The 14,404-nt window shown below is 65.6% G+C and carries 10 protein-coding genes; 7 read left to right on the forward strand and 3 right to left on the reverse strand.

What is annotated here, in order from left to right:
- Positions 1-70: 70 nt before the first annotated feature.
- Complete coding sequence (locus IG178_RS13620; RefSeq protein ID WP_193213109.1) at positions 71-1,603, forward strand: phytoene desaturase family protein; 1,533 nt, start codon at positions 71-73, stop codon at positions 1,601-1,603.
- Between the two features lies 1 nt (position 1,604).
- Here IG178_RS13620 and IG178_RS13625 read toward each other — a convergent pair whose 3' ends face one another.
- On the reverse strand, positions 1,605-2,969 hold the full coding sequence (locus IG178_RS13625; protein ID WP_193213110.1) for an aldehyde dehydrogenase family protein: 1,365 nt from the start codon (positions 2,967-2,969) through the stop codon (positions 1,605-1,607).
- A 77-nt stretch (positions 2,970-3,046) separates the two neighbouring features.
- Between IG178_RS13625 and IG178_RS13630 the strand changes: the two genes are divergently transcribed.
- The 4 genes from IG178_RS13630 to IG178_RS13645 all read left to right on the forward strand — a co-directional run bounded on the left by IG178_RS13630 (position 3,047) and on the right by IG178_RS13645 (position 8,903).
- Positions 3,047-4,546: a phytoene desaturase family protein gene (locus IG178_RS13630; protein ID WP_193213111.1), complete on the forward strand. Its 1,500-nt coding sequence runs from the start codon at positions 3,047-3,049 to the stop codon at positions 4,544-4,546.
- Positions 4,547-4,550: 4 nt separating this feature from the next.
- Entirely contained in the window at positions 4,551-5,639 is a 1,089-nt protein-coding gene (locus IG178_RS13635) for a glycosyltransferase (RefSeq protein ID WP_193213112.1), read from the forward strand.
- Positions 5,629-6,132, forward strand: a complete 504-nt coding sequence (locus tag IG178_RS13640) for a glycosyl-4,4'-diaponeurosporenoate acyltransferase CrtO family protein (protein WP_193213113.1) — start codon at positions 5,629-5,631, stop codon at positions 6,130-6,132. Before IG178_RS13635 ends, IG178_RS13640 begins: the two co-directional genes overlap by 11 nt.
- A gap of 209 nt (positions 6,133-6,341) precedes the next feature.
- Positions 6,342-8,903: an FG-GAP repeat domain-containing protein gene (locus IG178_RS13645; RefSeq protein WP_193213114.1), complete on the forward strand. Its 2,562-nt coding sequence runs from the start codon at positions 6,342-6,344 to the stop codon at positions 8,901-8,903.
- Between the two features lie 13 nt (positions 8,904-8,916).
- On the opposite strand, the gene IG178_RS13650 is transcribed toward IG178_RS13645, so the two are convergent.
- Complete coding sequence (locus tag IG178_RS13650; RefSeq protein ID WP_193213115.1) at positions 8,917-9,564, reverse strand: arylesterase; 648 nt, start codon at positions 9,562-9,564, stop codon at positions 8,917-8,919.
- On the opposite strand from IG178_RS13650, the gene IG178_RS13655 reads away from it, so the two are divergent.
- Together IG178_RS13655 and IG178_RS13660 are read left to right on the forward strand one after the other, a co-directional pair.
- Positions 9,558-10,295, forward strand: coding sequence for an ABC transporter ATP-binding protein (locus tag IG178_RS13655; protein WP_193213116.1), 738 nt, complete (start codon positions 9,558-9,560; stop codon positions 10,293-10,295). The genes IG178_RS13650 and IG178_RS13655 overlap by 7 nt on opposite strands.
- A gap of 10 nt (positions 10,296-10,305) precedes the next feature.
- The gene (locus IG178_RS13660; RefSeq protein ID WP_193213117.1) at positions 10,306-12,837 is read left to right on the forward strand and encodes an ABC transporter permease; all 2,532 of its coding nucleotides are present in this window, start codon (positions 10,306-10,308) and stop codon (positions 12,835-12,837) included.
- Here IG178_RS13660 and IG178_RS13665 read toward each other — a convergent pair.
- The gene (locus IG178_RS13665; RefSeq protein ID WP_193213118.1) at positions 12,834-14,390 is read right to left on the reverse strand and encodes a pyridoxal-phosphate dependent enzyme; all 1,557 of its coding nucleotides are present in this window, start codon (positions 14,388-14,390) and stop codon (positions 12,834-12,836) included. The genes IG178_RS13660 and IG178_RS13665 overlap by 4 nt on opposite strands.
- Positions 14,391-14,404: the final 14 nt, after the last annotated feature.

A 14,404-nucleotide genomic window follows, 5' to 3' on the forward strand; every position in this document is an offset into this window, starting at 1 on the left:
CCTGGAAGGCGCTGTTTTCCGAGATCAACGCTGGCAAATTGCCCGATCTCGCCAAGATTGGCGGCGACTCATGCAAGCGACGAAGAAAAGGATCGTGATCATCGGCTCCGGCCCCGGCGGATTGACCAGCGGGATGATCCTGGCTCATCGCGGCTACGACGTGACCATCCTGGAGAAATCCCCGGTGGTCGGCGGCCGGAATGCGGCGCTGAAGGCCGGCCCCTACACCTTCGACACCGGCCCGACTTTCCTCCACCAGAAGTTCACCCTCGACGAAGTCTTCGCCGAAACCGGCCGCAAGCCGGAGGACTATCTGCGATTCGTCAAGCTCGACCCGATGACCCGCCTGACCTGGGGCGACCTGTCGATGGAGACCAGCTCGGACGAGGAAACCATGGTCCGCAACATCGAGGCGGCCTTCCCCGGCCAGTCGGAGCACTACCGGCGCTTCATGCGGGATCACGCCGGGAAGCTGCGTGCGATCTACCCTTGCCTGCAGAAGCCCTACCACGAGCTGAAGTCCTACCTGAGCCTGCAATTGCTCAAGGCGCTGCCCTACGTCGCCACGACCAAGTCGGTGATGGACGTGCTCGGTGATTATTTCGACGACGAGCGGCTCAAGCTCGCGTTCACCTTCCAGGCGAAGTACCTCGGGATGTCGCCGTGGAAGTGCCCGGCGCTTTTCAGCATCCTGTCGTACATCGAGTACGCCCACGGGATCTATCACGTCGAGGGCGGGCTCTCGAACATCTCGGTGGCGATGGCACGGGTTTTCGAAGAGGAAGGCGGCAAGCTCCGGCTCGACAGCGAGGTCGCGGAGATCCGCTACGACGGCGACCGGGCGTCCGCGGTTCTCCTGACCTCGGGCGAACTGGTTCCTTGCGACGAACTGGTGGTCAATGCCGACTACGCCCACGCCCGGACCACGATCTTCGGCGACCGGAGCGAGCCGAGGGAGTCGCTGCTCAAGAAGAAGTTCTCGTGCTCGACCTTCATGCTCTACCTGGGGCTCGACAAGATCTACCCGGACGAACCGCACCACCACATCATCTTCGCCGACGACTACCGCCGCAACGTCCGGGATATCCAGGGCGAGCGCGAGGTGTCCGCCGATCCGTCGGTCTACGTGCGAAACTCGAGCATCAATGACCGCACCGTCGCCCCGGAGGGGCATTCGCAGCTCTACGTGCTGGTGCCGACGGTCAACCGCCGCCACGGCCAGTCCTGGGAATCCTTCCAACAGGAGTACCGCGACAAGGTCATCGACCGGATCATTGCCAAGACCGGCATGAAGGACCTGCGCGATCACATCGTGGAAGAACGGATCATCACGCCGCAGGGGTGGGAAGAAGCCGACATCTTCATCGGCGCGACCTTCAACTTCGCCCACACCCTGGACCAGATGCTCTACCTTCGGCCGCGAAACAAGCTGCAGGGCTTCGGCAACATCTACCTCGTCGGTGGCGGTACTCACCCGGGCAGCGGGTTGCCGACGATCTACGAAAGCGGCCGTATTTCCGCGAACCTGATCTGCAGCTCGGACGGGGTCGAACGGGAGCGGGTCGACTTCGCCAGCGACTTGCTGGTCGCCCAGCCGGCGTGATCTAACGGAGCCATTTCCGCAATCGTTCCATGGCCCGGTCGCGGGGTGGCAGCAGCTCGAAGGGATCGGGCAGGAAGTAGCGGCGGGTCACCGATCTCGGGCGGCTGAAGGCCTCGACGCCGTGCCGGCCGCGATAACAGCCGTGGCCGCTGGCACCGGCGCCGCCGAAGGGAAGGTGCAGGTTCATCGCCTGCTTGCCGACGTCGTTGATGCAGGCGCCGCCCGACGGCACGCGCTCCAGCAGCGTCCGGATGAATGCCTCGTCGCGGGAGAAGCAATAGAGCGCGAGCGGGGTGGGGTGTCCCCGAAGACGCTCGATCAAACCGTCCAGTGAGGAGAAGCCCACCACCGGCAGGATCGGGCCGAATATTTCCTCCTCCATCGCCGGGTCATCCCACTCCGCGCGGGGCAGGATCCGGGGTGCGAGGTGCAGGCGCTGCGGATCGTCGTCACCCTTGCCGATGACATCACCTTGGATGAGTCCGCGGAGGCGGTCGAAGTGGTGCCGGTTGACGATCCGCGCCATTTCCTGCTCCCAAGGCCGTGAGTCTAACAGCTCCTCCAGGGCTTTCACCATGTCGTCGCGGACGCTCTCGTGTACGGCCACGAAATCGGGGGCGAAGCAGGTCTGCCCGGCGTTGAAGAGTTTCCCGATGAGGATCCGCCGGGCCGTTTGCGGTAGGTCGGCACCGCGGTCGACGACGCAGGGGCACTTGCCGCCCAGCTCGAGGACGCAGGGCGTCAGACGCTTGGCCGCCTTCTCGGCGATGGCCCGTCCGACCGTCGTGCTGCCGGTGAAGAAGATGAAGTCGAAGGCCTGCTCCAACAGCGCCTCGCTGGTCTCCTTGCCGCCCGGGATCACCGTGACCCATTCCGGCGGGAAGCAGCGGTCGACGATCCGGGCGAGGAACCTGCCGCTGGCTGGAGCCATCTCGGAGGGTTTGAGGATCACGGTGTTGCCGGCCGCGATCGCCGCGATCAGCGGGCTGAGCGCGAGTTGGATCGGGTAGTTCCAGGGGGCGATCACCAGGGCGACCCCGAAAGGCTCCCGGATCACCTGGCTCCTGCTGGGGAGAAAGTACACCGGGTGTCCGGCCCGCGCCGGCTTGATCCAGCCACGGAGCGACCGGAAGGTCAGCCGGATTTCCTCCAACAGGAAGACATGCTCGGAGAGATAGGCTTCGATCTCCGGTTTGCCGAGGTCACTCGCGAGCGCATCGAGCATTTCCTGCCGGAGGTCCTGGAGCGCCGACTCCAGCCGGGCCAGCGCCTTGAGCCGCGCGTCGAGGTCGCGGGTTCCTCCCTTGTCGAAGAATGAACGTTGCCCGGTGAAGATGCCGGAAATGGAGGGCTGGGGTTCGGTCATGCGGTCTCGGGGAAATCCATCGAAACTAGGGCGGTGGAGCCCGTTGACAAGGGGGCAAAGTAGGCAAGGATGGCAACATGCCATCCCCTCGCGTCGCCATCATCGGAGCCGGTCTCGGCGGCATCTCGGCGGCGATCTCGCTTCGTGCGGCCGGCTACGAGGTGGAAGTGTTCGAGAAGAACCCGCGGATCGGCGGCAAGCTCAACGTGCTGGAGAAGGATGGCTTCACCTTCGACCTCGGGCCGTCGATCTTCACCTTGCCGCGATATTTCCGCGACCTGTTCGCGCGTGCCGGCAGGGAGATGGACGACTACGTCCGGCTTGAGCCCGTGAATCCGCATTGGCGGAACTTCTTCGAGGACGGCCTGGTGCTCGACCTGCACCAGGACATGGCCGCGATGGAGCGCGAGCTGGAGAAACTCCCGGGCGACCCCGCCCGCCATTGGGGGGAGTTCCGGGATTTCCTCGCCTATGCCCGCGAGCAGCACGAGGTGATCGAGCAGGGCTACTTCGAGCGCGGGATCGACGGCTTGTGGGAGTTCCTCCGCTACTACGCGCTCCGTAAATCCGGTTGGAGGATCGACTACCGGCACAGCATGGCGGAGTCGATCGCCAGCCGCTTCAGCGACCCGCACCTTCGCGCGATCTTCGAGTACTTCATCAAGTACGTCGGCTCCTCGGCGGTGGATTCGCCCGGCTACATGAACCTGATGCCGATGATCCAGTTCGATCACGGCCTCTGGTACGTCCGCGGCGGGATGTATGCCCTGGCCGAAGGACTAGGCCGGTTGATGGGGGAAATGGCGATCCCGGTCCACCTGAGCACCGGTGTCGCGTCGATCGCGAAGGATGGCAACCGCGTCAGCGGCCTTCGTCTTGAGAACGGTGAGATCTTTCCCTGCGATCTGGTGGTCAGCAACATGGAGGTCATCCCTGTCTACGAGAAGCTGCTCGGCGAGCCGCCCGCATTCATGAAGAAGCTGGAGAAGTTCCAGCCGGCCTGTTCGGGGCTGGTGATTCACGTGGGAACCAAGGTCGTCTACCCGCAGCTCGCCCACCACAATTTCTTCTACTCCGCCAAGCAGCACGACCACTTCAACAGCGTCTTCCACGAGGGGAAGCTGCCGGAGGATCCCACCATCTACGTGGTCGCGCCGACCCGCTCGGATCCGGCGAAGGCCCCCGCGGGCTGCGACATCATCAAGATCCTCCCGCACATCCCGCCACTTGAAGAAGGATCCGGAATCGGCCACGAGGACTACCTGAAGCTGCGGGAGCGGGTGATGGTGAAACTCGAGCGGATGGGCCTTGCCGGCCTGCGCGGGAACATCGTCACCGAGGATTTGCTGACCCCGGTCGATATCGAGCGGATGTACCGCAGCAACCGCGGTTCGATCTACGGTGTGGTGACCGATTGGAAGCTCAACCGCGGCTTCAAGGCGCCGAAGTGCAGCTCCAAGTACAAGAATCTCTACTTCTGCGGCGGCAGCGTGAACCCGGGCGGGGGCATGCCGATGGCCATCCTCTCCGGCCAGAAGGTCGCCGACCGGATCATCGCCCGCCAGCCGCCGGACTGACCCCATGTTGCTGATCCTCCCCTCGCTGTCTCTCCTCTGTGCCGCGTCCTATTGGCGGATTCTCGGCCGGCCGCGGTTCCTGCCGCCCGGCAGCGGGAGCGCCGACGGGATCTCGGTCGTCGTCCCCGCGCGCGACGAGGAGGGGAACATCGGCGGCTTGCTGGACTCGATCGGCATGCAGCAGGTGCGGCCGCGGGAGGTCATCGTGGTCGACGACGATTCTTCGGACCGGACTGCCGCCATCGCGACCGAGAAAGGAGTGCGGGTGCTGGAGTCGGCGAGCCTGCCGGTGGGCTGGAAGGGCAAGCCATGGGCGTGCCAGCAAGGCGCGGAGTCGGCGGCCGGGGAGTGGCTGCTGTTTCTCGATGCCGACGTGCGGCTGGAGGAAGGATCGATGGAACGGATCGCCGCTCTAACAAGCCAGCCGGGCACGGTCTTCTCGATCTGCCCCTATCACCGGATTCGTCGTCCCTACGAGGAGCTCTCGGCCTTTTTCAATGTCATCATGCTAGCCGGAATCAACGCGTTCGGCGTTGTCCGTGGTTCCGACGAAGCGCTTTTCGGCCAGTGCCTGTTGATCTCAAAGCGGCACTACCTACAGGTCGGCGGCCATGCCCCGGTCCGCGACGAGGTGTTGGAGAATTTCCATCTATCCCGATACCTCCGCGAGCAAGGCATCGTCCGGAAGTGCTTCCTGGGGCGGGGGAGCGTCTCGATGAGGATGTTCCCCGGTGGTTTTACCGACCTCCGGGCGAGCTGGATGAAGGGATTTGCCAGCGGCGCCAGCGCGACCGACCGGGGGGCACTGGTTTTCAGCTCGGTCTGGATCACCGGCGGCATGCTGGCAATGCTTGGTGCGGTGCTCTCCTTGCTGCCGTCCGCTCCCCCCGTTTTCCGGATAGCGGCGACCACGGCCTATGGTGCCTATGCGCTGCAATGCCTGCACGCCTTCCGGCTCGCGGGAAATTTTTCGCCGCTCGGCGCGCTGCTGTTCCCCCTGGGATTGCTGTTCTACCAAGGCTTGTTCTTCAGGTCCCTGATCGGACGGCGGCGCGGAACCAAGACCCGTTGGAAGAATCGCGATGTGGATTGAGCTGCCGGTTCCGTGGATCATCGCCCTCAACTGCCTCGGCATCCCCGCGGTGCACCTCGGCGTGTCGTGGTGGACGACGCGGCTTCCTCGGGCGTGGTTCGGCAGGGATCGGGCGCTGTTCCGGGAGCGTCGCTGGGAGAAATCCGGCGATGTCTACGAGCGCTGCTTCCACATCCGCCGATGGAAAAAGTGGCTGCCCGATGCCGCCCCTTGGTTCGCGGGCTTCGCGAAGGGACGGCTGCAATCCATCGATCCCGAATACCTCGACGAATTCATTGCGGAAACCCGTCGCGGCGAGTTCGCCCACTGGATCCAGATGGTCGTCATCGCCGCGTTCGTGGCGTGGAACCCATATCCGGCGAATTGGGTCATCGTTGCCTATGGCGTGCTTTCCAACGTTCCCTGCCTCCTCAGCCTCCGGCACACCCGCTTGAGATTGCAGCGGCTGATCGGTCGTCTCGGGACGCCGCGGGCAGGGCGTCCGGGATCTTGATGTCTTGCTGGAGCATGGCGGGTTGGTGAAGGGGGGGGAGATATTAGGAACATAACCTGAAGCTTTTGCTTGGAAGGTCCGGGAGTGAGGTTGAATGGTGCATGATGCAATCTTGGTTTCTCGTTCCGACGCAACTTCCGGGGCGATGAGTTCTTGCGGCACCGGGCGAGGTCTGTAGCCTTGAGTGCGAAAAGTCGTTCCCCCCCGTCATGAAAATCCTTCCCCTCATCCTGCTGCCCGGTTTGTTGATGCCCGTTTTCGGCGACTTTCAGGTCGCTTGGGAGCAACCGATCAAAGGAATCTCCACCCTCGACGCCGCCCATGGTGACATTGATGGCGACGGCGACATCGACATCTGCCTGATCCAGTTGGAGGGCGAGGGCACCGTGCTGCTCAATGACGGCAGCGGGCATTTCTCGGCAAGCAGCACGGCGGCACCCTTGCCGGCGGGAGGAGCGGGGAAACTCGGCGACGTCGACGGCGATCTCGATCTCGATCTGGTCATCGCCAGTCACTTCGGTCCCTGCAAGGTCCTGCTCAACGACGGCAGTGGCAATTTCACCGACAGCGGCCAGGCGCTGGGCGGTAACTATTCGCGAACCTCGATGGCCCTCGTCGACATCGACCATGACCTCGACCTTGACGCGGTCTTTCCCTCGAACTCTTCCGATCATCCCTCCGAGATCTGGATCAACAACCAGAGCGGCAGCCAGCCGGGCGTCTTCACCAACAGCGGCCAGGTGATCGCCATGGCCTTTGTCCAAGGGGTCACGGTCGCCGACGTCAACAACGACACCCATCCGGACATCGCGCTGGCGATCAACGGCCCGAACAAGATCTGGCTCAACAACGGGAGCGGGATCTTCACCGAAAGCCCGACCGCGCTCGGGAGCGGAACGACCTTCGACATCGCCTTCGCGGATCTGGACGGCGACACCGACCTCGACGCCTATCTCGCCGATGGTTTCAATCCGCCTTTCGAGGACGACAACGAGGTGTGGTTCAACGATGGTGCCGGGAACTTCTCCAACGGCGGCCAGTCGCTCGGCGACAATTACTCGTTCTGCGTGGTGCTCGGCGATGTCGACGGCGACGGGGACGCCGACGCAGTGGTGGGCAACAACGTGACCCAGCCGAACACGATCTGGCTCAACAACGGCGCGGGTTCCTTCAGCCTCGCACCGGTCACGCTGGGCATCGGCCGGGCGATCCAGATCGTGGCCGCCGACCTCGATGGCGATACCGACACCGACTACTTCCTCGCCGTGAACGGATTCGGCAGCGAGGTGTGGAAGCGGGTGCCCGCCGGCCAGGGTGGTCCGGTGAAAGACACGGGCCAGCGGTTGGGCGGCGGCAGTGCCTCGGGGGTCGCCAGCGGGGACTTCGACGGGGACGGCGACCTTGACGTCGCCCTCGCCAACGTGACCGGCATCACCACGATCCTTTCCAACAACGGCGCGGGTCAGTTCACCGCCACCGCGGACCTGGCCAACGGCTTCGGAAACAACTGTGGGGATGTCGCGGCGGGAGATCTCGACGGTGACAACGACCTCGATCTCTACATCGCCAACAACCAGTACTCCGGCAGCGCCGACCTGGCGGACCGCGTCTGGTTCAACGATGGCACGGGCCAGTTCACCGAAGGCCCCCAGCTCCTCGACGCCGCCAACGGTTCGTCCGTCGAACTGGTCGACATCGATGGCGACCTGGACCTCGACGCGATCGTCGGCATTTCGGGTCAGGACCGGATCTACCGCAATGACGGAGCGGGCAGCTTCACGGGTGAGGACGCGCTTTCGGCCACCCAGACCTCGGGGATCACGGTCGGGTTTCTCAACGCCGACTCGCATCCGGATGTCTTCGTCTCGAGTTATGCAGGACCGAGCAGCGTTTGGTTGAACGACGGCTCGGGAGGCTTCGTAAAGACGGCCCAGGACATCGGCACCGGATTCACCAACAGCGCGGTGCTCGCCGATTTCGACGGCAACGGCAGCACCGACATTTTTGCCGCCAACATCATCGGCGGCGGCAAGCTTTGGACCAACGACGGCAGCGGGTCGTTCACCCAGTCCGGCCAGGCCTTCGGACCGTTCTCGATCCGTTCGGCCGCGGCGATCGATCTCGGTGGCGACGGCGACATGGATCTTTGGATTGGCAAGCAGCAGGGGAGCGGGGTGGCCGACGAGGTCTGGCTCAACGACGGGAGCGGGAGCTTCACTCTGGACGGCGGTTTCGGGCTCCGCAACACCTCCGCCGTGGTGGCCGGGGATTTCAACGACGACGGAGACCTGGACATTTTCGCCGCCAGCATCGACGGGGACCACGTGCTCTGGGCCGAGGGAACCGCCGAGGTGCAGGCCTACGCCGAATCGTTCGGATTGGCGGGAACCGACACCGATCCCTTCGAAGACCCCGACGGGGACGGGGTGCTCAACTACGAGGAGATGGCCTTCAACATGAACCCGAATCTCGCCGACGCGTCGACCATCAACCACCTCGCGACGGCCACCAAGGGACTGCCGACGATCGAGATCGTTCCCGACGGCGCCTCGTACAAGTTCATCGCCCGCAGCATCCGGCGCGCCGGGTCGGCGGTTCTCGATTATCGCCTGGAAGCCGCATCCTCGCTCGTCTTCGGCTCGCCGCCGGCGGGGGTGACGTCCAGCGACACGCCGTTAAACGCCGACTACGTCAGGACGACCTTCGAATTCGTGGTGCCCGCGGGAACTCCCGTTCAGTTCGGGCGCTTGAATGTCCTTTATAGTCCGTGAAGGAGGCGGCGGGTCAGCCGCCCTTGATCACGGGCTGGAGTATCTGCCACACGTTCTCGGCGACAATGCGTTGGCCCTCCGCGGTCGGGTGAATGCCATCCGCCTGGTTCAGCTTTCCGTCGCCGCCGACTCCTTTCAGCAGGAAGGGAACCAGCGCGGCCTTCCGCTCCTTGGCCACCTCGCTGAAGAGCGCCTTGAATTTCGTCGTGTAGTCGGCGCCCAGATTGTCGGGCATTTGCATGCCGGCGATGACAATCTTGATGGCCGGGTTTTTCTCCCGGGCCTTGTCGACGATGCCGGTCAGATTGGCTCTGGTTTCTTCCGGAGAAATCCCCCGCAGTCCGTCGTTGCCACCCAGGGCGACGACGATCACGTCGGCGCCTTTGCCGAGCGCCCAGGCGACCCGCCGCAAGCCGCCGGCGGTGGTGTCGCCGCTGACACCCGCGTTGGTCACGCTGTAGGGCAGCTTGGCGGCGTCGATCTTCTTTTGGAGCAGCGCCGGATAGGCCTCCTGCGGATCGAGCCCGTACCCGGCGGTGATGCTGTCGCCAAGAATCACGACACGTTTCGCCGCGCCGTTTGCATTCGGCTCGTCTTCGGCCAATAGTGCGCCGCCCGTGGCGAGCAGCAGCCCGGCGCATAGAAATTTCCGCAATGTCATCCGCATCGACCCCGAGTTTGGACGCCGCCCCGGACGCTGTCAAACGACCCCTCCTCGAGGTGTCGGAACTGCGCAAGATCCACCGCACCGCGAGCCACGAGTTGACCGTGCTGCGGGATGTCAGCTTCAGCCTCGGGGAAGGCGACACCTGCGCCATCATCGGGCCGTCGGGCAGCGGCAAGACGACCTTGCTGGGCCTTTGCGCGGGACTCGACGACGCCACGGCCGGCTCGGTGAAACTCGACGGCCAGCCCCTGGAAGAACTCGACCAGGACGCCCGGGCCGCGCTGCGCAACCGCTTGGTCGGATTCGTCTTCCAGAGTTTCCAGCTGATCCCGACGCTGACCGCGATCGAAAACGTGCTGGTGCCGCTGGAGCTGCGCGGCGAGAGCGGCCGGCAGAAGGAAGCCGCGGAATTGCTGCGGCAGGTCGGCCTCGGCGACCGGCTCGATCATTACCCGCTGCAACTTTCCGGCGGCGAGCAGCAGCGGGTCGCGCTGGCGCGGGCCTTCATCCACCGGCCGAAGATCCTTTTCGCCGACGAGCCCACCGGCAACCTCGACGCCGAGACCGCGGGGCCGATCGTCGACATGTTGTTCCGGCTGAACCGTGACGCCGGCACCGCGCTGGTGCTGGTCACCCACGACCCGGCGCTCGCGGCGAAGGCACGGCGGGTGGTGAAGATGAGCGGCGGAAGCATCGTGGCGGAGGAGGAGCATGCCGGCGTCTGAGATCCGTCCCTTGCCCCGCCGTTTCTGGTCGGCGCTTTTCCATCCCTGGACCTGGCGGATGGCGTGGCGCGACAGCCGCTCCCAGCGGACGCGGCTGGTAATCTTCTCACTGGCGATCGTTTCCGGGATCGCGGCGCTGACGGCGATTCATTCGCTGAAACGGAGCGTGGAGCGGGGGATCGGCGCCGAGGCGAAGGCGTTGTTAGGGTCCGATCTCCAGGTCTCGTCGCGGCGAGCGATCGGTTCGGAGGACATTGAACGCTTGTCGGCGATGGCGACGCGCATCAGCCGCGAGATCACCTTCCCGTCGATGCTGCGCTTCTTGCCGGACGGCGGTGCGCGGTTGATGCAGGTGCGCGGGATCGAGGGCGAGTACCCGTTCTACGGGAAGGTCGAGACGCGGCCGGCGGATGCCTGGGGGCGCTTGCAAAGGGAGGGCGGCATCCTGTTGGAGCCGGCCTTGCTCGACCAGTTCGGCGCGAAGACGGGCGACGAGGTGGAACTGGGCGGGATCCAACTGCGGATCCTCGGTGTCGTGGACAAGCCGGCGCCGCGGGGCAGCCGCTTCAGCGGATTCGCGCCCGAGGCCTACGTGCGGCTGGCGGACATGGAGCGCAGCGGCCTGCTGGGGAAGAACAGCATGAGCTCGCACCAGGTGCACCTGGAGATCCCGGACGGCCCGCCGTCCCGCGAGCTGAAGGATCGGGTGCGCGAAAATTTCCCGAAGACCTCTTGGCGGCTGGAAACACCGGAGGACCGGCGGGAGACGCTCGGCGATGCGCTCGATCACTTCCAGAGGTTCCTCGGGCTGATCGCGCTGGCCTCGCTAGCGCTGGGAGCGATCGGCGTGGCGGGGGCGGTGCATGCCCATGTCGCGCGGCGGGTGCCGACCATCGCCATCCTGCGTTGCCTCGGCTGCCCGGGGCAGGTCGCGTTCGCGATCTATTTCGTGCAGGCCGCGGCGCTGGGGCTGCTGGGCGCATTGTTGGGGGCGGCGCTCGGGATCGGCTTGCAGACCGGCGTGTTGGCCTTCTTCCGTGACGACCTGCCGATTTCCATCGGCCTGACTCCGGAGTGGAAAGTCGTCGCGCAGACGACCGCCGCCGGCTTCGCGGTGTGTTGCGGCTTCGCGTTGCTGCCCTTGCTGAAGATCCGCCGGGTGTCGCCCGCGGCGACCTTGCGGAATGGCGCGAGCCTGCAGGGGGGCGTCCTGCGCTTGCTGCCCGTTTACGGATTGTTAGTCGGGCTGATGGTGATGCTCGCCCATGCCAATGATCCGAATTGGAAAAGAGCACTGGCCATGGTCGGCGGACTCGCGGTGGCGTTCCTGGTGCTGGTCGGCGTGGCGAAAGCGCTGATGTCGGTCACCCGCCGGCTGGTCGGGGCACGCTGGCCCTATCTGGTCCGGCAGGGCATTTCCAATCTCCACCGGCCGGGGAACCAGACGCTTCTGTTCCTGCTGTCGCTCGGCCTCGGCACCTTCCTGCTGGTGACCGTGCTGCTGGCGGGCAACCTGATCAACGGCAAACTGGACATCAGCCGCGGCCCGGGAAGTCCCAACCTTTACCTGATCGACGTCCAACTGGACCAGGAGCCGGGGGTGAGAAAAGTGATGGAGCAGCAGGGGCTGCCGGTGCTCGAGAGTTCGCCGATGGTGACGATGCGGATCGAGTCGGTGCGCGGGGTGAAGGTTCGCGAAGCCACGGGTGTGCCGCGCTGGGTGGCGCGGCGCGAGTTCCGCTCGACCTACCGCGATTTCCTCAACGACACCGAGACCCTGGTCGCCGGCGAACTGGCGACGGAGCCGGCCGACCGCGAGGAAGTGGTGCCGCTTTCGCTGGAGGAGGGGATCGCCAACGACATGAAGGTGGGACTCGGCGACGAGCTCACCATCGATGTGCAGGGGATGCCGATCCGGACCCGGGTGAGCAGCATCCGGCGGGTCGACTGGAGCCGCTTCAACCTCAACTTCTTCATGGTCTTCCCGCCGGGCGTGCTGGAGGACGCGCCGGGATTCCACGTGGTGACGACCCGCACGCCCGACGCGGCGGCCTCGGGGGAGTTGCAACGGGAACTGGCGAAACAATTCGCCAATGTCACCGCGATCGACCTGACGCTGATCCTTGAAACGGTGCACGACATCCTCGGCAAGATCTCCACGGTGGTCACCGTGCTGGCGGGCTTCACCGTGTTGGCGGGGCTGCCGATTCTGATCGGCACCTTGCTCAACGGGCGCGACGTGCGGCTGAAGGAGAGCGTCCTGCTGCGCACCCTCGGCGCCTCGGCGAGCCAGGTGCGGACGATCCTGACGATCGAGTATGCCGCGCTGGGGATCCTGTCGGCCCTGACCGGCGTGCTGCTGGCGGTGGCTGCCAACTGGGGCCTGGCGACCTACATCTTCAAGGTGTCGCCGTGGCCGGATGCCTGGCTGCTGGTGACGGCATTCGCGGCTGCCACCGGGATCTCGGTCGCGGGGGGGCTGGCGTTGAGCCGGGGCGTTTGCAATCACCCGCCGCTCGAGATCCTGCGCGGCGGCGTCTAACGGCCGGTCAGGCGCGCCAGCGTGGCTTCATCGACGGGGATGCAGGATCGGTAGCCGTCGCCGTGCTCCGGCAGGTTGGCGAGGAAGGCGCTGCGGCTTTCCGCGGTTTCGAAATCGAGCCCCAGCAGGGCGCGGCCGATCCGTTCGCCCGACTGGCGGTAGTTGAAATAGCAGAGGTTCACCTGGCCACGGACGCGCTGGGCGAGGAAGTCGTGCAGGGCGCCGGGACGTTCGTAGAAGTCGAGCCGCAGGAACACCGGGTGGGCCAACAGGTCGCCCCGCAGCGGGATCGCGCGGAAGCGGATGTCGATGGCGCCGGTCAGGTCTTCCCAATCGAAGCCGCGGCGGGCGAGGCGGCCGGGCAGGGATTCGAGCACGGCCGGATCCTCCGCGGTGATGGTGAACGCGGGCCAGGCGTCCTGTTCATGCAACTTGCCGTACTGGAAGTCCGCGACGTTGAGCCCTTCGAAGCAGGTGTCGAGCAGCTCCAGCATGGTGCCGGGGCGCTCGGGAATGCGGACGCGCAGGGTGCGGGAGAGATTCTGGGCGGCACCTTCGGACTGGGCGATCAGGCCGAGCTGGAGGAAGTCGATGTTCGCACCGGTGACGACGATCAGGACCCGTTTGCCTTCCAGCTGTTCGCGGTTCTTCATCACCGCGGCGAGGCCCATCGCGCCCGATGGTTCGGAGACGCAGCGCAAGCCTTCCCACAGCGTGCGGATGGCGCGGCTGACCTCGGCGTTGCTGACGGTTTCGACCCGGTCGACGGTCTGGCGGCAGATTTCAAAGGGTCCCTCACCCGCTTTGCGGACCGCCGTGCCGTCGCAGAAGATGTCGACGTGGTCGAGCGTGACCGGCTCGCCGGCGGCGAGGGCGGCCTTCATCGATGCCTGGCCTTCGCCTTCCACCGCGACCACCTCGATCTCCGGCCAGTAGGTCTTCAACCACTCGGAGACGCCGGCGATCATCCCGCCACCGCCGACCTGGAGGTAGGCGGCGTCAAAGGGACCGTGGCCGGAAAGCACGACCTCGTCGGCCAGCGTGCCCTGGCCGGCCATGACCTGGAGGTCGTCGTAGGCGTGGACATAGGTGGCGCCGGACTGGGCGGCGTCCTCGAGGGCGGCGGTGACCGCCTCGTCGTAGCTGTCGCCGGAAAGCAGGATCTCGACGTGATCGCCGCCGTGGTGGCGGACGGCGGCCTGCTTCACCCGCGGCGTGGAGCGCGGCATGTAGATGCGGGCCTCGATTCCCAGCGCCCGCGCGGCGAGGGCGACGCCCTGGGCGTGGTTGCCGGCGGATGCGGTGACCACCCCGGCGGCCTTTTCGGCAGGCGTCAGGACCGCCATCCGGTTGCAGGCGCCGCGCCATTTGTAGGCCTTGATGGGCGAGAGGTCCTCGCGCTTCACCCAGATCTCCAGGCCGGGCAGGGCGAGGTGCTCGAGCGGCGTCGCCTCGCCGAAGCGATAGACCCGCTCGCGGGCGAGCAGGATTTCCTGGCGCAGGCGTCGGTCGGGCGTCAATCCATCGCGTTCCACGCGCTGGGTTTCCCTCATCACCGGGCGCGAGG

Origin of the sequence: Neoluteolibacter marinus (assembly GCF_014904755.1) — a bacterium.
Lineage (GTDB): Bacteria > Verrucomicrobiota > Verrucomicrobiia > Verrucomicrobiales > Akkermansiaceae > Haloferula > Haloferula marina.

Bases quoted from the DNA above. Each gene is read 5' to 3' on its own strand.
- IG178_RS13620 (WP_193213109.1), top strand. From the start codon at position 71: ATGCAAGCGACGAAGAAAAGGATCGTGATCATCGGCTCCGGCCCCGGC.
- IG178_RS13625 (WP_193213110.1), bottom strand. From the start codon at position 2,969: ATGACCGAACCCCAGCCCTCCATTTCCGGCATCTTCACCGGGCAACGT.
- IG178_RS13630 (WP_193213111.1), top strand. From the start codon at position 3,047: ATGCCATCCCCTCGCGTCGCCATCATCGGAGCCGGTCTCGGCGGCATC.
- IG178_RS13635 (WP_193213112.1), top strand. From the start codon at position 4,551: ATGTTGCTGATCCTCCCCTCGCTGTCTCTCCTCTGTGCCGCGTCCTAT.
- IG178_RS13640 (WP_193213113.1), top strand. From the start codon at position 5,629: ATGTGGATTGAGCTGCCGGTTCCGTGGATCATCGCCCTCAACTGCCTC.
- IG178_RS13645 (WP_193213114.1), top strand. From the start codon at position 6,342: ATGAAAATCCTTCCCCTCATCCTGCTGCCCGGTTTGTTGATGCCCGTT.
- IG178_RS13655 (WP_193213116.1), top strand. From the start codon at position 9,558: ATGTCATCCGCATCGACCCCGAGTTTGGACGCCGCCCCGGACGCTGTC.
- IG178_RS13650 (WP_193213115.1), bottom strand. From the start codon at position 9,564: ATGACATTGCGGAAATTTCTATGCGCCGGGCTGCTGCTCGCCACGGGC.
- IG178_RS13665 (WP_193213118.1), bottom strand. From the start codon at position 14,390: ATGAGGGAAACCCAGCGCGTGGAACGCGATGGATTGACGCCCGACCGA.